At 72.8% G+C, this 16,837-nt stretch carries 20 protein-coding genes and 1 pseudogene; 15 read left to right on the forward strand and 6 right to left on the reverse strand.

The features are described from left to right. Window positions 1-311: 311 nt before the first annotated feature. Window positions 312-479, forward strand: a complete 168-nt coding sequence (locus KBX34_RS08965) for a hypothetical protein (protein WP_210924363.1) — start codon at window positions 312-314, stop codon at window positions 477-479. An 11-nt stretch (window positions 480-490) separates the two neighbouring features. On the opposite strand, the gene KBX34_RS08970 is transcribed toward KBX34_RS08965, so the two are convergent. Beyond that, window positions 491-826, reverse strand: coding sequence for a hypothetical protein (locus KBX34_RS08970; RefSeq protein ID WP_179779303.1), 336 nt, complete (start codon window positions 824-826; stop codon window positions 491-493). Window positions 827-926: 100 nt separating this feature from the next. On the opposite strand from KBX34_RS08970, the gene KBX34_RS08975 reads away from it, so the two are divergent. The 4 genes from KBX34_RS08975 (at window position 927) to KBX34_RS08990 (ending at window position 3,577) form a co-directional block, all read left to right on the forward strand. Further along, a complete protein-coding gene (locus tag KBX34_RS08975) occupies window positions 927-1,538 on the forward strand; it encodes an RNA polymerase sigma factor (RefSeq protein ID WP_355162223.1) in 612 nt (203 codons plus the stop codon). After that, window positions 1,531-2,241, forward strand: a complete 711-nt coding sequence (locus KBX34_RS08980) for a hypothetical protein (protein WP_210924365.1) — start codon at window positions 1,531-1,533, stop codon at window positions 2,239-2,241. Before KBX34_RS08975 ends, KBX34_RS08980 begins: the two co-directional genes overlap by 8 nt. Before the next feature lie 100 nt (window positions 2,242-2,341). Further along, complete coding sequence (locus KBX34_RS08985; RefSeq protein ID WP_307871357.1) at window positions 2,342-2,875, forward strand: hypothetical protein; 534 nt, start codon at window positions 2,342-2,344, stop codon at window positions 2,873-2,875. Window positions 2,876-2,908: 33 nt separating this feature from the next. Then, window positions 2,909-3,577, forward strand: coding sequence for a hypothetical protein (locus tag KBX34_RS08990; RefSeq protein WP_210924369.1), 669 nt, complete (start codon window positions 2,909-2,911; stop codon window positions 3,575-3,577). 117 nt (window positions 3,578-3,694) lie between these two features. Here the strand turns inward: KBX34_RS08990 and KBX34_RS08995 are convergent. Beyond that, window positions 3,695-4,590, reverse strand: a pseudogene (locus KBX34_RS08995) (aldo/keto reductase). A gap of 73 nt (window positions 4,591-4,663) precedes the next feature. Then, the gene (locus KBX34_RS09000; protein ID WP_210924370.1) at window positions 4,664-5,926 is read right to left on the reverse strand and encodes an MFS transporter; all 1,263 of its coding nucleotides are present in this window, start codon (window positions 5,924-5,926) and stop codon (window positions 4,664-4,666) included. Between the two features lie 160 nt (window positions 5,927-6,086). Here KBX34_RS09000 and KBX34_RS09005 point away from each other — a divergent pair, with 160 nt between their 5' ends. Continuing rightward, window positions 6,087-7,079, forward strand: a complete 993-nt coding sequence (locus KBX34_RS09005; RefSeq protein WP_210924372.1) for a LacI family DNA-binding transcriptional regulator — start codon at window positions 6,087-6,089, stop codon at window positions 7,077-7,079. Between the two features lie 87 nt (window positions 7,080-7,166). Continuing rightward, window positions 7,167-7,865, forward strand: a complete 699-nt coding sequence (locus tag KBX34_RS09010) for an alpha/beta hydrolase (protein ID WP_210924374.1) — start codon at window positions 7,167-7,169, stop codon at window positions 7,863-7,865. A 42-nt stretch (window positions 7,866-7,907) separates the two neighbouring features. On the opposite strand, the gene KBX34_RS09015 is transcribed toward KBX34_RS09010, so the two are convergent. Together KBX34_RS09015 and KBX34_RS09020 are read right to left on the reverse strand one after the other, a co-directional pair. Next, window positions 7,908-9,032, reverse strand: a complete 1,125-nt coding sequence (locus KBX34_RS09015; RefSeq protein WP_210924376.1) for an aromatic acid exporter family protein — start codon at window positions 9,030-9,032, stop codon at window positions 7,908-7,910. 138 nt (window positions 9,033-9,170) lie between these two features. Beyond that, the gene (locus KBX34_RS09020) at window positions 9,171-9,800 is read right to left on the reverse strand and encodes a TetR/AcrR family transcriptional regulator (RefSeq protein ID WP_307871358.1); all 630 of its coding nucleotides are present in this window, start codon (window positions 9,798-9,800) and stop codon (window positions 9,171-9,173) included. A gap of 65 nt (window positions 9,801-9,865) precedes the next feature. Between KBX34_RS09020 and KBX34_RS09025 the strand changes: the two genes are divergently transcribed. Then, window positions 9,866-11,026, forward strand: a complete 1,161-nt coding sequence (locus tag KBX34_RS09025) for an FAD-dependent oxidoreductase (RefSeq protein ID WP_210924382.1) — start codon at window positions 9,866-9,868, stop codon at window positions 11,024-11,026. Here the strand turns inward: KBX34_RS09025 and KBX34_RS09030 are convergent. Continuing rightward, a complete protein-coding gene (locus KBX34_RS09030) occupies window positions 10,996-11,463 on the reverse strand; it encodes an NUDIX domain-containing protein (protein WP_210924384.1) in 468 nt (155 codons plus the stop codon). The genes KBX34_RS09025 and KBX34_RS09030 overlap by 31 nt on opposite strands. A gap of 87 nt (window positions 11,464-11,550) precedes the next feature. Between KBX34_RS09030 and KBX34_RS09035 the strand changes: the two genes are divergently transcribed. The 7 genes from KBX34_RS09035 to KBX34_RS09065 all read left to right on the forward strand — a co-directional run bounded on the left by KBX34_RS09035 (window position 11,551) and on the right by KBX34_RS09065 (window position 16,836). Then, the gene (locus KBX34_RS09035; RefSeq protein ID WP_210924386.1) at window positions 11,551-12,132 is read left to right on the forward strand and encodes a hypothetical protein; all 582 of its coding nucleotides are present in this window, start codon (window positions 11,551-11,553) and stop codon (window positions 12,130-12,132) included. Further along, window positions 12,114-12,848: a hypothetical protein gene (locus KBX34_RS09040; RefSeq protein WP_210924388.1), complete on the forward strand. Its 735-nt coding sequence runs from the start codon at window positions 12,114-12,116 to the stop codon at window positions 12,846-12,848. Before KBX34_RS09035 ends, KBX34_RS09040 begins: the two co-directional genes overlap by 19 nt. Before the next feature lie 164 nt (window positions 12,849-13,012). Then, complete coding sequence (locus KBX34_RS09045) at window positions 13,013-13,801, forward strand: DUF3153 domain-containing protein (protein ID WP_210924389.1); 789 nt, start codon at window positions 13,013-13,015, stop codon at window positions 13,799-13,801. 93 nt (window positions 13,802-13,894) lie between these two features. Next, on the forward strand, window positions 13,895-14,239 hold the full coding sequence (locus tag KBX34_RS09050) for a hypothetical protein (RefSeq protein WP_210789656.1): 345 nt from the start codon (window positions 13,895-13,897) through the stop codon (window positions 14,237-14,239). Between the two features lie 10 nt (window positions 14,240-14,249). Then, a complete protein-coding gene (locus KBX34_RS09055; RefSeq protein ID WP_088948408.1) occupies window positions 14,250-14,858 on the forward strand; it encodes a glycine zipper family protein in 609 nt (202 codons plus the stop codon). Beyond that, on the forward strand, window positions 14,855-15,553 hold the full coding sequence (locus KBX34_RS09060; protein WP_210924391.1) for a carboxypeptidase regulatory-like domain-containing protein: 699 nt from the start codon (window positions 14,855-14,857) through the stop codon (window positions 15,551-15,553). The genes KBX34_RS09055 and KBX34_RS09060 overlap by 4 nt, the downstream gene beginning before the upstream one ends. Window positions 15,554-15,576: 23 nt before the next feature. Continuing rightward, window positions 15,577-16,836 (forward strand): phage tail sheath subtilisin-like domain-containing protein, encoded by a 1,260-nt coding sequence (locus KBX34_RS09065; protein WP_210924393.1) that lies wholly within the window; start codon window positions 15,577-15,579, stop codon window positions 16,834-16,836. Window position 16,837 lies beyond the last annotated feature (1 nt).

Genomic DNA, 16,837 nt, shown 5'->3' on the forward strand with positions numbered 1-16,837 from the left:
GCCGGTCAACGCCGACCCCGGCGCTGTCAAGCGGGTGCCAATCATCGGTTTCCACCGATTGGTGCGACCTCGAATCCGCACGCCGTAATGCCCCGGGTCAATGCGCGACGCCCTTTGCTCTGCTTACCTATGTGCACCAGTGACGCTCCGTGTCTGGTGCAGATAGGTAAGCAGAGCAAAGGGAGGTAGCACCTACCCTGGCCTGCGCCGATCGTCCGAGGGTGCGGTGGCATGCGGCACCCTCACCTAGGATCGGCGACCACCGGAGCAGCGTCCGCGATCAATCCCGGGAGTCGATCACCATCGTCGCCATGCGATTCCACCACCTCGCCGGCCGTGTCTGGTTCTGCCCAGGCGATCCGGACCCGGAGGCGGTCCAGGCCGGCGTCGCCGTCGTGGCCGACGAGCGCGGCAGTGTGATGATCGACGCCGAGTCGATGACGCTTGAGCAGGCCCGCTCAGCCGTCGAGGCCGCCTGAACAGACGAGCCTCAGCGGGCGTGCCGTTCCGGGTGGGCCCGGCTCCAGGTGCGCATCCGTTCCGGGTAGCCGGTGCGCGCCGCCTCGTACAGCGGCACCGCGTGCTTGCGGGCGATGGACCCCGCCGCCCGCGGCGTGCCGGTACGACGACGGATCCACTCGCCGTCGTGGGCGATCGCCACCACTGTGGTGTCCGTCGCGGTGGTCTCCGGCTCCAGGTAGAACTCCACCCCCCGCCGGCTGGCGACGAACTCCTCCAGCGCCGCGAGATCCTCGCGGGTCGCCTCCCGGTCCAGCTTCGTCGGGGTCGCCTCGGCACCCCGCGACCGGCGGTTGAACCAGCTCATGACCAGCTCCTCTCCTCGACGCCCCTCCAGTGCAGCACCGAATCCTGGCAATACGCTGCACGCCGGATGGGAGACAGCTGGCCCGCGTCGAAAGAGACGGGTGGAACCACCGGGGCGTACGCGGTGTCATGAGTGTGATCCGAACGGAGGCCTCCCCCTGGACGACGACGCTCTCGTCACCCGCGCTCGGGCCGGTGACCTGGAGGCGTACGACCTCCTGGTCGCCCGGCACACCGCGTCCGCACACCGGACGGCGGTGCTGCTCGGCGCGGGATCGGACTCCGAGGACGTCATCCAGGAGGCGTTCGTGAAGGCGTACCGCAAGCTGTCCCGTTACCGGGGCGAGTCGTCCTTCCGGTCGTGGCTACTCGCGATCGTCGCCAACGAGACCCGCAACCTGCACCGGTCCCGCGGCCGGCGGGACGGGCTCGTCCTGCGGGCCGCGGCGGCGGATCCGACGGCCGAGATCGCCGAGGACGGGGCGGTCGACGCCGTCCTCGCCGGGGAGCGCCGCGCCTCACTGGTGCAGGCCCTGCGTCAACTACCGGTACGCGACCGCGAGGTGATCGTCTGCCGGTTCTTCCTCGACCTCAGCGAGGAGGAGACGGTGGCGGCACTGGGCTGGCCCCGGGGCACTGTGAAGTCGCGCACTTCCCGGGCGCTGGCGAAGCTTCGCGGCCTGCTCGACCGTGAGGAGGTCCGGCATGGGTGACCTCGAACGGGAGCTGCGCGACCTCTCCGCCTGGCTGGAGACACCCGACGCGCCGGACGTGACCGCTCGCGTCCGCGTACGCCTCGACAGGCCGGCGCGCCGGTGGCGTCCGCTTGCCGCGGCGGCGCTCGTCGCCGTGGTCGTGGCGGTGGTGCCCCCGACCCGCGCCGCCGTCGCCGACGCTGTCACGGGGCTGCTGCGCTTCGCCGGTGTCAGCATCGCCACCACGCCCGCCCGCACGCTGCCCGGCGGCACGCCGTCGCCGTTGCCCGGCCAGCGGTCCATCACCCTGGACGAGGCCCAACGGGCGGTGCGGTTCCCGATCCGTCAACCAGCGAAGCTGGGCCCACCCGAGCGGGTGCTGGTCGCCGACCCCGACGCCACGGGCACCTGTCGGGTGGCGACGTTGCTCTACGACCGGGGCGCGCTGCGCGTCGACGCGTTCGACGGTCGTCTCAATCTGGCCTTCCACAAGGAGGTCACCCCGCCGGGAGCGGACTGGGTTCAGGTCAACGGCGACTTCGCGATCTGGGTGGACGGGCCACACGTGCTGTCGTACGTGGACCGCGCGGGTGAGGTCCGCCAGGAGACCGCCCGACTGGCCGCCTCGACCCTGATCTGGCAGGAGGGCGACGTGAGCTACCGGCTGGAGGGTGCCGTCGGCAAGGCGGAGGCGATCGAGATCGCCCGCTCGCTGCGCTAGGTGTTTCCAGGGAACCTGGCGGGCGCGGCCGGTGTCATGACGGTGCGACGAGTCGTCGACGCGTACCGGAAGGGGCGAGATGGTTTCCTGGGGCAGATGGGTGCTGGCATCATCGGTGGTCCTGCTGGCGGGGTGCACGACCACGACCAGTGGCGGGGCAGCCGCGCCGACGAGCTCTGCCGCCAGCACGGCGAGCGCCACGGCCGCCACGGCGAGCGCCACGGCCGCCACGGCGAGCGCCGCGACCGGCTGCGCGGCGCGGGTCGAGACCGGGTCGCTGCCGGACTGGGCGGACGCCGGGTTCAGCGGGGACGCCCGGGTCCCGCACGTGTTCGGCGCGAAGGGTGACATCGTGGCGGTGCTGTTCGCCCATCCGCTGCGCCAGCACCGCAAGGACGGGTCGAACAACAAGATCCTGTGGGTGGCCCGGGCCGCCACGACCTCGCCCGACCCGAGCGCACCGGCGACCCTGGTGATCACCGCGACGCTCGACGGCACCGACACCCGGGTCACCCGGAAGGTCGCCGGCGGACCGGGCCCGTCGATCATCGACATGCCCCAGCCCGGTTGCTGGCGCCTCGACCTACGCTGGTCCGGGCACACCGACACGATGGACCTGGTCTACGCACCATGACGTCGTGCCCTGGCGCCGCCTAGGCTGCGGGGCGTGCTGAAGGACGCGAGGGCGGCGGCGGCCCGCAACAACGCCGAATGGTGCGACATCGTCTGCGGCAGCCACGGGCTGGCCGGGCGTACCGACGACGAGGCCTGGTCGGTCCCGCGCCGCTCACCCCCGTGGTATCCGGACGCGGTCACCCTGCGGCCGGGGGTCGACGCCGAGGCCCTGCTGGCGCGCATCGACGCGGGGCCCGGCGCGTCGGTGAAGGACAGCTTCGCCGACCTCGACCTGTCCGGACACGGGTTCCGGGTGCTCTTCGACGCCCAGTGGATCCACCGGCCACCGTCGGCACCAGCTGCCGGCACACCGCTGGCCCCGGTCAGCACCCCGGACGAGTTGGCGGCCTGGGCAGCGGCACACGGCGGTGGCGAGCTGTTCCGCCCCGCGCTCCTGACCGATCCCCGGGTACGGGTGCTCGCCCGCCACGACGACAGCGGTGTGATCACCGGCGGCGCGGTGCTCAGTGGCGGCGACGGCGGGTACGGCGTCTCCAACCTGTTCACCCGCTCCGACGACCCCGAGGCCATCTGGTGGGCGGTGTGCGCCACCCTGCCCACCGCATCCCTGGTCGGCTACGAGGAAGCCCCGGACCTACCCCCAGCCCGACAAGCAGGCTTCCACCCGACGGGCCCCCTCCAAATCTGGCTCCACCCCTAACCCCCTCCCCCCTTTCACACCGTTGATCATGAAGTTAGCGACATCGACACCGGCGTGTCGCGCCGCTAACTTCATGATCAACGGGGCAGGCCGGGTCGGGGCAGGTGGGGGTGGGGGTTAGGCCAGGTTCTTTAGGTCTTCGGGGGTCAGGGTCAGGGCTCCGGCGGCTATGTTCTGCTCCAGGTGGGTGGGGTCTGCGGTACCGGGGATGGCCAGGACGTGTGGGCCCTGGTGCAGGGTCCAGGCGAGGCGTACCTGATGTGCGGTGACGCCGTGGGCGCGGGCGACGGCCTCGACGGCCTCGCCCTGCGCGGCGCTCGCGCCCGCCTCCCGGCCGGTGCCGGCCAGCGCGAAGAACGGCACGTACGCGACGCCCCGTTCACCGCAGGCCCGGACGAACGCGTCCTGCTCGCGGTAGGCGTCCACCCCGTAGTTGTTCTGCACGCACACCACCGGCGCGATGCCCGCCACGTCGTCCAGCTGCTCGGGCCGGACGTTGGAGAGCCCGAGGTGTCGGATCAGCCCGGCGGCACGCAGGTCGGCGAGCGCACCGAACCTCTCCGCCAGCGGCACCGCACCGGGCCCGCGACCGAGGCGCAGGTTCACCACGTCGAGCTGGTCGCGGCCGAGCCGGCGCAGGTTCTCCTCCACCTGGTCGCGCAACTGCGCCGGGGTGAGCGCCTCGGTGAAGCCCGCCTCCGGGTCGTACCCGAAACCGACCTTGGTGGCGATGACCAGGTCCTGCGGGTACGGGGCGAGCGCCGCGCGGATCAGCTCGGTGGCGTAGCGGGCCGGGCCGGTGCCGACCCGCAGGGTGCCGCCGGGTGAGACGTAGAAGGCGGCCGTGTCGATGTGGTTGACGCCCAGCTCCACGGCACGGCGCAGCAGGGCGACGGCCCGGTCACGGTCAGGGTCGCGGTGATCCGCATGGAGCCGAAGCCCATCCGGTGCACGGTGCGGTCGCCCAGGGTCCAGGTGCCCGCCGCGGCGGCGGTGATCTCGTCGGTTGGCATCGGGCGACCCTAACCAGCCCGGGTACGCGGCGCAGTCGGCCGCGCACCCGATACCGCTCGGCGGTGAATGGGGTTAGTTTTTGTGTGCTGACGGAGCCGGTTCGACGGCGTGCGGCGGGCGCAGCACCCGCACCAGCAGCAGGGTCGGCAGCAGCAGCAGCGGCACCACCAGCAGCGCGCGCAGGGTGCCGACATCGTCGCCGAGCAGCCCCAGCAGCGGCGGCCCACCCAGGAACGCGGTGTAGCCGATCACCGCGACCACGCTCACCCGCACCGGCGCGTGTGCCTCCTCGTCGGCCGCCGCGCTCATCCCGACCGGGAAGCCCAGCGACGCGCCGAGGCCCCAGAGCGCGACGCCGACGATGGCCAGCGGCCCGGAGCCGGCCAGCACGGCCAGGCTGGCACCGACCACGGCGAGCCCGATGGTGCCGCTGAGCACCGGTACCCGACCCCACCGGTCCAGCGCGACGGTGCCCGCGGTGCGCCCGATGGTCATGCCCACGACGAAGACACCGAAGACCGCCGCGCCGGCGGCCTCACTCAGGTCCCGACCGTCCACGAACGCGACCGCCAGCCAGTCGTTGGCGGCGCCCTCGGTGAACGCCGCCACCAGCACGAACAGCCCGATCAGCAGGGTGCGCGGCTCCCGCCAGGCAGCGAGCTGGGCCCGGCGGCGGGCAGCCGGGGTGGCGTCGGCCGGGTCGCCGGCGTGGTCGCCGCCCAACGGCAGGAACGTCCGGGCCGCGAGTGCGGTGCCGATCAGTACGACCACCGCAACCCCGACGAGGTGCGCGCCCACCGACACGTCGAACCGGGCCGCCCCGGCGCCGAGTGCCGCGCCGGCCACCGACCCGAGGCTCCACGCGGCGTGGAAGCGGGGCATGACGGTACGCCTCAGGCGCCGTTCCACCGCCGCGCCCTCGACGTTCATCGCCACGTCGCAGGCGCCGGAACCGTAGCCGAAGGCGACCAACCCGAGGGCGACGACGGCAAACGAGCCGGCCATCGTTGCGCCCAGCCCCGCCACGGTGAGGCCGACCGCGACCAGCACGGTGGCCAGTGTCACGGTGCGGGCCGCGCCCAGTCGCTGGGCGAGCAGGCCGGAGGTCGGCATGGCGAGCAGCGCGCCGACGCTCATCGCCAGCAGCAGCAACCCGAGCCGGCCGGCGGAGAGGTCCAACGCCTCGCGGACCGCCGGCACCCGGGAGAACCAACTGCCGACGGCCAGCCCGTTGAGGGTGAAGGTGACCGCCACGCCGTTGCGGGCGAGCAGCACCGCCCGTGACGGCGGCGGTGCGGTGTCCGGGGCAACGGGACGGCTGGTGGGGGCGCTCACGGGGTCAGGTCCTCTTCCTCGGGGTGATCTCCTCGCACGATCGCACACCTGAGAGCGCTACCACCACAACCGGCGACCGCCCCTTACCGATCCGGGACCGGCCGGGGCATGATGTGAGCAGGCGTTTGTCCGACCTCACGGGCCGCCGTGGGAGGCGACGATGACGGCAGCGGCACACCGACCGGCCACTCTCGAGGACGTAGCGCGGGTCGCCGGGGTGTCCCGGTCGACGGCGTCCCGGGTGATCGCCGGCACGGGGTTCGCCTCGCCGGCTGCCCGGGAACTGGTCACAGCGGCCGTCGACCAGCTCGGTTACGTGCCCAACCCGGCAGCCCGGGCGCTGGTCCGCGGCGGCGGTGGCGGCGTACGAATGGTCGTGGCTGTGCTGGGCACCAGCGCGGCGGTGCTGGAGGACCCGTACGTGCACCGGGTGGTCGGTTCGGTCGCCCGGGTGTGCACGCCCTCCGGGGTCGGGGTGGCGCTGCACTGGTTGCCGCTCGACGACCCACGAGGCCTCGACCAGCTCGACGATCGCAGCGTGTGCGGGGTGATCCTGGTCAACACCACCGAGGACCTGCTGGAGTCGGTGCCCCGCTCGCTGCGCGGCAGGGTGGTCTCGATCGGCGTCGGCTCGGCGAGCGTGCCGTCGTTCGACGTCGACAACGGCGCCGGCTCCGAGGAGGTGCTGCGCCACCTGTACGCGACGGGTCGCCGCCGGATCGCCATGGTGACGGGCCCCCGGTGGCTGCCCTGCGCGCAGCGCCCCGTTCAGACGTACCGCCGTCTCATGAGCCAGGCCGGCCTGCCGGAGCGGGTGCTTCCCGGCGACTTCACGGCGGCGCGCGGCCGGGTGGCGGCGGGCGTGGCGCTGCGTCAGTGGCCGGACGTCGACGCGATCTACTCGATCAGCGACGACACCGCGCTCGGGGTGATGGCGGGCCTGCGGGACGCCGGTGTGCGGGTGCCCGACGACGTCGCGGTCGCCGGCTTCGACGACATCCCGCTGGCCGGGCTGACCGCCCCGGCGCTGACCACGGCGAGCCACCCGGTGGGGCGGATCGCCGCCGCCGCGGCCACCGCCCTGCTGGACGGACGTCCGTCCGCGCCGGTGACCCTCTTCCCGTCCGCCCTGGTGGCCCGGGCCAGCGCCTGAGTCGACGGTCAACACCTCGGCGACGGTTAACCCAGGTCGGGGCGGGTAACCGCGTCGGACGTTTTCCTCGACTGCGAGGGGTGGCCTGTGCCCGACTCCGCGCCGCCGTACCGGACCCCGCAGGACCCCCGGCACGGCCGGTTGACCGCCCGCCGCCACGCGCCGGTGGTGCCGGGGCCGACCGGGCTCGTGCCCATGAATGGCCCCGACGGTGACCAGGTGGCGATGGCGTACGCCCCGGAGTCGGCCGCCGACGGATCGGTGTACCGGTTGGTGCTGCTCCTGCACGGTGCGGGCGGCTCGGCGCGGCAGGGGCTGGACCTGCTGCTGCCCGTCGCGGACGAGCACCAGCTGCTGCTGGTCGCCCCGCAGTCGTCGGCGGCCAGCTGGGACCTGATCGCTGGCGGCTTCGGCGCGGACGTGGCGCGGATCGACGGGCTGTTGGCGACCGTCTTCGACCGCTACCCGGTCCAGGAGGTGACGTTCGGTGGGTTCTCCGACGGCGCCTCGTACGCGCTGTCGCTGGGCCTGGCCAACGGCGACCTGGTCGACGCGGTGCTGGCCTTCTCCCCCGGTTTCGCCGCGCCACCGGTCACCCACGGTCACCCACGGATCTTCATCTCGCACGGCGTCGACGACCGGGTGCTGCCCATCGACGTGTGCAGCCGCCGGCTCGTCCCGCACCTGCACAGCCGTGGCTACGACGTCACCTACGAGGAGTTCCCCGGCGGTCACGAGATCCCACCGCCGATCCGCGCTGCCGCCACCACCTGGCTGACCACCTGACCGGGCCGCGGCCAGGAGGCAGGGCGTCGGTCGGGGGCGCGGTCAGATCGCTGGGAGGCCGAGGGCTTCGTCCACCCGGGCGAGGACGGCGGCGTCGTCGTCGGGGTTGACGCCACGTAGCAGGTCGATGGCCGTGGCCCGGACCTGACCGATGATCATCGCCAGTGGGAGGGCCTGCGTCGAGCCGAAGAGCTGCCCGGCGGTGCGCACGGCGGCGAGCGCCGACTCGTCGGCTCGGGTTGCGTGCTGATCGGCGGTCTCGTCCTGCCTCGTCAGGTCGGCGGCGAGGGCAGCGCCGGCCTCGCGGACCGCCTCGGCCAACGACCGCAGGGCCGCACCCAGCTCGGGTGGCGCCGGGGTGTGCGTCCGGCTGAGTGTCACGCCGGCGCGCGCCAGCACCCGGACGTTGCGTACCGCGTAGTCGATCTGCCGGATCGACTCGTCGACCGACTTCAGCCTACCGATGTGCCGACGTCGACGGACGTTGAGCTGCAGCGCCTCGCCGGCTGCGAGCACTCCGTCGCGCAGGCCGTCGACCCGGGCGTCCATCCCCCGGGCCTGCGTCAGCGCGGCGACCGCCGCGGCCTCGTCGCGGTGGTCAAGGGCGTCGGCGATCCGGCCCAGCAGCCCGGCCAACTCGTCGAAGGTTCGCCGAACCTCGGCGACCAGCGGCGCGAGGGGCCGCCGGGCGTCGACCAGCAGACTGGCCGCGAGCGCGACCGCGCCACCGATCAGCGCGTCGACGAAGCGGAACGGGACCAGTGTGCCGTCCGGTGGTGCGACCACCACCAGGTAGAGCGCGGAGACCGCGGCCTGCACCAGCGTCACGCCGGTGGCGCCGAAGGCCACCGCGAGGAGCACGGTGAGCAGGATGACGGTGAAGACCGTCCAGGTGCTGCCGGGGCCGAGCGCCTGCACGACCAGGTCCGCGACGAGCACCCCGGCGGCGACCCCGAGGACGACCTCGACGGCCCGGCGGATGCGCTGGCCCCGGGCCTGACCGAGAACGATCAGCGCTGCGGCCGGCGCGAAGAAGGGCTGCGGGTGCCCGAGCAACCGGGTGGCGAGCAGCCAGGCCACCGTGGCCGCGACGGTTGCCTCCACCACCGGTCGCCAGCCGTGCCGCACACGCCCGCCAGCCGTCCGCAGACCGCTGAACCGCACCATCGCCAACCTTCCCGAACACCCGCCGACCAGCCCACCGCGACGCGCCGCCCGACCCACGGCACCCCGAGGCGATCGTCTCCCATCACGCGACGGACCTGATCGGCGGGCTGCTCCGAGGAGGCGACGGAGTCGGGGCGGTCAGCGTCCGGTCAGGGCGCGCAGCAGCGTACGGACCGCGGCGCCGAGGTCGGCTCGGCTGGCCGCGCTGCCGGGCTGTGGGGCGCTGAGCGCGCCCGCGCCGACCAGCCGGTCGAAGAGCAGCCCGTCCACGAACGCGACGAACTGGTCTCCCTGCCGGTCCGGGTCGGCGGCCCCTGCCCGGGTCAGCAGGTCCCGGGCCTGCACCCGCAGGCCGGTGCCGTGTTGCAGGATCCCGCGCAGCTCGGGCCGGTGCACCGCCTCCAGCAGGCAGGCGTAGCGGGCCAGGGTCCGGCTGCGACCGGTGCTCAACCACCGGTCGAGCACCTCGGCGACGCCGGTGGCGAGCGCGTCGAGGTCGTCGGCGTCGAGCTGAGGGGCAGGGGTCGGCGGCGGCGGCTGGGTCGGCAGGTCGTACGCCGCGAGGTCGCCGCGGTCGCGCTCGGCGAGCCGTCCCACCACCGCCTCGATCAACGCCTGCCGGGTCCGCAGGTACGCGGAGGTGGTGCCGGGTGGCATCCCGGCGCGGCCGTCGACCGCCCGGTGGGTGAGCGCTCGCATGCCACCGTCGGCGATCAGTTCGATGGCCGCGTCGGTCAGCAACGCGATCCGGTTCGTCCGGGCCGTCACGGGCTCCCCCTTCCGGTGGTCCGCAGGTAGTATCACTCTTCTACAGGTGTAGAAGGGTGATCGACATGGCTGACGCACACGCGGTGGTGGTGGGCGCCGGAATCGGCGGGTTGAGTGCCGCGCTCGCCCTGCACCGGCACGGGTGGCGGGTCACCGTGCTGGAACGCGCCGCCGAGCCGCGCGAGGTCGGCGCCGGCCTGACCCTGATGGCCAACGCGCTGCGCGGGCTCGACGCCCTCGGCCTGGGCCCGGCCGTGCGCCGCGGTGGAGCCGATGCGCCCGGCGGGATCCGCGACCGGCACGGGCGGTGGCTGTCCCGGGTGGACGGGGCGGAGATGATCCGGCAGCTGGGCACCACCGCGCTCGGCGTCCACCGGACCACGCTGCACCGCACGCTGCGCGAGGCGCTGCCCGCCTCGGTGCTGCGGACCAGCGCCGAGGTGGAGCACGTGGAGCCCGGCCCGGACCGCGCCGAGGTGCGCTTCCGGGGGCCTGCCGGCTCACAGACCCTGACCGCCGACCTGGTGGTCGGCGCCGACGGCCTGCGCAGCCGGGTCCGCACGCAACTCTGGTCGCGACACCCCGCCCCGGAGTACGCGGGCTCGACGGCGTGGCGGGCAGCCATCGCGTTTCCCGAGCCGGTCCCGGCCGCGATCAGCTGGGGCCCTGGTGCCGAGTTCGGCATGGTGCCGCTCGGCGACGGCCAGGTCTACTGGTACGGCGCGGTGAACGCCCCGCCCGGAGGGCACGCCCCCGACGAGCTGGCGGCCCTGCGGGAGCGCTTCGGCGACTGGCACGCGCCCATCCCGGCGCTGCTCGCGGCGACCCCACCCGGCGTCGTGCTGCGCAACGACATCCACCACCTGGCCGTGCCGCTGCCCTCGTACGTGCGGGGGCGGGTGGCGCTGCTCGGCGACGCCGCCCACGCGATGACACCCAACCTCGGGCAGGGCGCTGGGCAGGCCATCGAGGACGCGGTGGTGCTCGGCGCCGTCTGCGCCGATGGCGCCGACGGACTGCCGGCCGCCCTTGCGGCGTACGACGAGCAGCGTCGCCCGCGCAGTCAGGCCATCGCCCGGGCGGCGTTCCGGGCCGGCCGCTACGGCCAGCAACTGCGCAACCCTCTCGCCATCGCGGTGCGGGACAGCGCGTTGCGGCTCACTCCGGGCCGAGCCGCCCTGCGCGGCATGGCCCGCTATGCGGACTGGAGCCCCCCGGCGGGTTGAACCGGCCCCGTGACCGCCCGGCCGGTCGTCATCGCGGCGTACTCGGGTGAGGCGAGAAACTGGGTCAGCACCTCGACGGCGCCCGGCGTCCAGGGGCGGCCGTCGAGCACCTCGTCGCCGGAAACGAAGACCATCGCCGCGCCCTCACCGAGCACCACGTCCTCCTGCTGGGCCCGGGTGCGGCCGAGGAAGTAGTGCTTCACCCGACCCAGCTTGGGAAACGGTTGCACGGCGATCGGGCGCAGCGGCCCGTCCGCGCGCAGGCCGGTCTCCTCCCACAGCTCCCGCTCGGCGGCCTGCTCCGGCGTCTCCCCCGGCTCGCCGTGGCCACCGGGCAGACCCCAGACGTCCGGGTGGTGCGGCGCGTTGCTGTCGCGCAGTTGCAGCAGCAGCCGCCCGTCGGGGTCCACCAGGAGCACGCACGCGATAACGACCATTCCCCCAGCCTATGCCGGCCAGGTGGCGCTGTCGGGTAGACGCTCACGCGATGGCAGTGGCGTGCCGACGCCCTACGCTCGGACGGTATGCGGTGGCGGATCGGTTACCGGCTGCGAAACGCGCTCATCGTCGGCGGCAGCGTCGGCATGGGCCTCTTCGGCTGGCAGACGCTGACCGCCGACGTGCCGAGCCGCCCTCCGGCCGCCGACGTCTGCGGCCTCGTCCGTCCCGAGTCGATCGCTCGACTGGTGCCCGACGCGTCGCGGCCGACGATCGAGCGTGGCGGCCGGGGATACGTCCTGTGCGTGTACACCGGCTGGGTGGGTGCGGGCGCCCACCGCGACGAGGTGGTGCTCTGGTTCGGCTACCACCGGCACACGCGGAAGGACGGCGAGTCCGCGGTGCGACGGGCCCGTGCCGACGTGGGCGATTGGCGTTGCACCCGCTGCCGGCCACGTCCGACGCCCGTTCGGATCGGCGATGAGTCCTACGAGCACGGCCTCACCTATGCCGACGACGGACGGCAGACCGCCCAGGTCACCGCTCGGATCGGCACGGTGACGATCGCCGCCGAACTGGACACTGCGTACGCGGCCCGGGACGCCATGTTCGAGGCCGTGCGGAATCTGGCGCAGGAGGTGGCCGCGCGATGCCGCGCAGAATGCTGAGCGAGTCGAACACCGTGTTGGTGTTCGTCGCCGTGGCCCTTTCCGTGGGCGGCTACGCGCTGGGACGGGTCGTCGCCCGGCCGGTCGAGCGCGCACAGACAGCCGTCGTGGACCGGTTTGCCGCCCCGGTGTCGATGCCTCCCCTGCCGACGCCGCCGCACTATCCACTGTCAACTCCACGCGCGATGTCGTCCCCCTCCGGAGGAACCGTCGGTGGCGCGCGCTTCGTCGCGGACGAGGCGGCGCCCCTCGGCGAACCGGGGCTGCCGGTGGCAGCTCTGGTGCCCAGGGGCACCGAATGGCGATGCCTCGTGTCCAGTCTGCCCGGCACCGGCACCGCGTCGACAGCCGAGTGGGAGTGCTCCGAGGGGGCCGCCGACACGACCGGCCAGACGACCTCGCTGCACGTGTTGCTGGCACCGTGCCCGCCGCCCTGCGACGCCGAGGCCAGGGCCCGGTTACGGCCGCCGTTCGTGGACCCGCCCGCCCGGGCCGTCGACGACAGCACCTGGCTTGCCGACCTCCTGTCACCTCCGGACTGGATGGGCCGCCGGACCCTGCACCTGATGATGGAACATGTCTGGGCGGCGCCGCCCGGGTCACTGGGACCGGGCTCTCCGGCACAGACCCTCTATGTGGCGGCCCGCGTGGAGAACTGGCCCGACGACCGACCCACGGCGGAGAAGATCATCAACGGTCTCCGCGGCCAGATGTAGCATGCCGAGGCCCGCGAAAGCGCAGTAGGGCCCAAAGCTCCAGAATAGTCATTCGGGCTGTCGTCGGGCTCAAACAAATGCGACAGCGCGCCGGTACAATCGGCGACTGCCTTGTGACCGATCGCTGACTGCTGACTGTGAAAGCGATCACACACACTGAGCTCATGAACAGGAGAGTCAACCGCGGTAAGGCACTCCGCGTCGCGGTGTGTCTCGTCCTTCTCGCCGCGCTGAGCAGTTGTATGCAGCTCAACATGGGCCTCACCGTCAACGCCAACGACACTGTCGACGGGCAACTGCTGCTGACGGCCGAGAAGTCCGTGCTGAGCGCCCGGAACAAGAACATCACGGCCGCCTTCGCGGAGCTGCGGCAGAACATTCCGGCCCTGCCCCCCGGAGAGGAGACCGGGTACGAGGACAGCAAACTCTTCGGCTCCCAGATCAGTTATCGCAAGGCACCGCTGGCGGGGTTCGACACGGAGAGCGTGAAACTGGTCCGGGACGGCGACCTGTATCGCTTCACATTGCCGCTCGACCCGAAAAAATACGGCGGAATGGTCGCGCAGCAGAATCCGCAACAGCAGCAGGCCTTCCTCAAGCTCATGTCGTTCGAGATCTCGGTGACATTTCCCGGCCGGGTGATCGACAGCAATGGCACGGTGAACGGCCGGTCGGTCAGCTGGCGGGTCGACTCCAACCAGGACAAGCCGAGCGAGCTGCGGGCCGTCGCCGAGGCGCCACCCCGATCGTCCGCCTCGCCGGCCGCCGCCGGGGACGACAGCGGGTTCCCGTGGCTGCTGGTCGGCGGCGGCGCGCTCCTACTGCTGCTGCTCGCCGCGGTGGGCGTACTCCTGGTGCGCCGCCGGCAGGCCGCGACGCCGGCAGCGCCCGGCCCGACGCCGCCCGGTCCGACGTCGCCGGGCCCACCCGTCGGCGCCCCAAGGCCCGGCTGATCCACCTGGTGGCCGGCTCAGCCGGCCACCAGGAGCACCGAACCTCACCACCACCACATCCCGGTCGCACCATCGCAGAAAAGGGGGATCGCCGTGAACGATCTCTTCACCTGGGCAGCTCTGGGGACCATCGCCGGCGCGAGCGCCGCCACCCTGCTGGCCACCAACGTCATCGGCGGGCTGCTCGGCCCGAGCGGCGACAAGTTCCGCAAGTGGATCGCCATCGCCATCGCGCTGCTGCTCTCCTACGTGACAGCGGCATTCGCTGACGACGCCGGCGCCGAGAAGTGGGTCATCGCGTTCTTCAACGCCCTGGTCATCTTCTCCGCCGCGCTCGGCGTCAACCAGTTCCCGCCCGGCAACCGGCAGGCGACGCAGCCGTCGCCGACCCAGGTCGCACAGGGTCGTGAGCCCCGAGTCTTCCGTTCCTGGGTTTGAGGGTGACGTCATGGTCTTCGGAATCATCAGCGCGGCGGTCCAGGTCAGTCTTGGCGCCCTGTTCGGTTTCCTCGCCGGTGGCACGATCGGGCTGATGGTGGGCGCCGTCGTGGGCCTGCTGGTCGGCGCGGTCTTCGGCTGGGCGGTGGCGTCCGCCGGGGTGTACGCGCCGGACGCGCGCGGCATCTTCCTCTTCGTCGTCGACCACACGTGGAGTCTGCTCAACACGGTCGTCGGCGCCATCTACCTGGCCGCACACCTGATCTTCGGGCACTCGCTGGACCGGCCCACCTCACAGGGCAGCGGACGGGTCAGCGTGGTGGAGGGGGTCTCGCCCCGCTACGCCACGACCATCGGCACCGTCTGCGCCGGCTCCAGCTCCGGCATCCAGCGGCACGAGGACGTGCACATCTTCCAGGGTCGCCTGCTCGGGCCGCTCTACATCCCCCTCGTCCTGGCGAACTACGTGCTGTTCACCATCGCCCCGGTGTGGCTGCTCTACCACGACCACACCAACGCCCCGATCAACCGCTTCACCCGGTACTTCGAAATCGGCGTCTACCCGCACGTGTGGAACGAGGCCATCGCGTACCGGATCCAGGGGACGCCGCCGCGATGACCACTGACGGGCGCGGACCGATCGAGACGGCCACCGCCGAGCTGGTCGCCTGGCTGACCAGCGCGGCGGGGGAACCGGTCCCGGTCGGCCCGCCCCGCACGTGCGACGACGGGGACGGGCTCACCCTCTGGCCACTGGAGCTGCGCCCGGCCCGGCAGACCCGCTCCAGCGGCGCGGTCCGTGAGCCGTACCGGTTCACGATCCGTTTCCTGCTCTGCGTGACCGGGCCGGCCGGGTTGTCCCGGCTGGACCGGGTGCTCACCGCCGCGACCAGTGACGGCAGCTATCCGGTCGTCCTGGAGGCCGGTGACCCACCGCTGTGGACGGCGTTCGGCTCGGCACCGCGCCCGGCGCTGCTGATCGACGTACCCGCGCAGGTGGACCACCCGACCCCGGCCGCGCCGCCGGTGCTGCAACCGCTGCGCCTGCGGCAACTGGGGGTGCGTGCCCTCGCCGGCCGGGTGGTCGGACCCGAGGACCAACCACTGGCGGCGATGCGGGTCGAGCTACCCGGCACGGGGTCCGCCACCCGTACCGACCCCGACGGCCGGTTCCTGATCGTCGGCGTCCCGCACGACCCCGAGCACCCGGCTCCGGTCCGACTCCGGCTGACCGGGCGGGGCCTCGTCCTCACCGCCGACGTCGACCCCACCGAGGCCGACATCGTCATCGTCTGCGCGCCACCGACCCACTGACACCCACCCGCACAGGAGGACCGATGCCCAGCTACTTCTCCCCCGGCATCTATGTCGAGGAGGTCCCGAGCGGTGCCCGACCGATCGGCCCGGCGAGCACCAGCATCGCCGCGTTCGTCGGCATCGCACCGGACCGCTCCGCCCACCTGGGCAAGGCGGTGCCGGTCAACAACTGGACGGAGTTCCTGCGGCTCTTCGCCGGCGGTGAGGGGGTGGAGAGCACCCCGCTGGCCCGGGCGGTCTTCGGCTTCCTGGACAACGGGGGCGCCCGCTGCTGGGTGGTCAACGTGGGTGAGGGCGGCGCGATCACCGGCAGCGGCCAACGCCGTGGCGGTCTGCAACTGCTGGAGGCCGTCGACGAGATCTCCATCATCGCGGCGCCCGGCTTCCATGACGTGGTGTCGCACGAGGCGCTGCTCAGCATGGCCGAGCGCACCCGCACCATGGTCGCGATCTGCGACCCGGCACCGGACATCGACGACATCTCCGCGTTGACAAGGGTCGCCACGCCGTCGTCGGGCAAACCCCCCAAGCCCGCCGAGGGTACGGGCGGCGGCTCGGGCGGTCCCGGTGGCGGCTCGACCCAGCCGGGCGGCTCCGGTGGGCACGAGGGGGCGGCCTACCGGCCCCGGCAGTCCGAGTTCGGGGCCTTCTACTACCCCTGGCTGCGGGTCCGCGACCCGATCAGCGGCGAGTTGGAACTCACCCCGCCGAGCGGGCACCTGGCGGGCATCTGGGCCCGCACCGACGCCCTGCGCGGAGTGCACAAGGCACCGGCCAACGAACCCGTACGCGGCGCCGTCGACCTGGGCTACCTGGTCACCCGACCGGAACACGACGTGCTCAACCCCAAGGGTGTCAACGTGATCCGCTACTTCGCGGGTGAGGGCATCCGGGTCTGGGGTGCCCGTACGCTCGCCGCCGAGGCCAGCGAGTGGCGCTACCTCAACGTGCGGCGACTCAGCATCGCCATCGAACAGGCCATCGCCAACGGCACCCGGTGGATGGTGTTCGAGCCCAACGACTTCACCCTCTGGCGCTCGATCCGGCGTGACATCGGGGCGTTCCTCACCCGGGTGTGGCGCGACGGCGCGCTGCTCGGGCGCAGCCCCGAGGAGGCGTTCTTCGTCAAGTGCGACGAGGAGACCAACCCGCCGGACGTCCGCGACGCCGGCATGGTGATCGCCCACATCGGCATCGCCGTCGTCAAGCCCGCCGAGTTCGTGGTGTTCAAGCTGAGCCAGTGGGCCGGCGGCACCGAGACCGAGACGATCGGAGGCTGAC

It is taken from the genome of Micromonospora sp. M61 (genome assembly GCF_018070245.1).
Lineage (GTDB): Bacteria > Actinomycetota > Actinomycetes > Mycobacteriales > Micromonosporaceae > Micromonospora > Micromonospora zamorensis.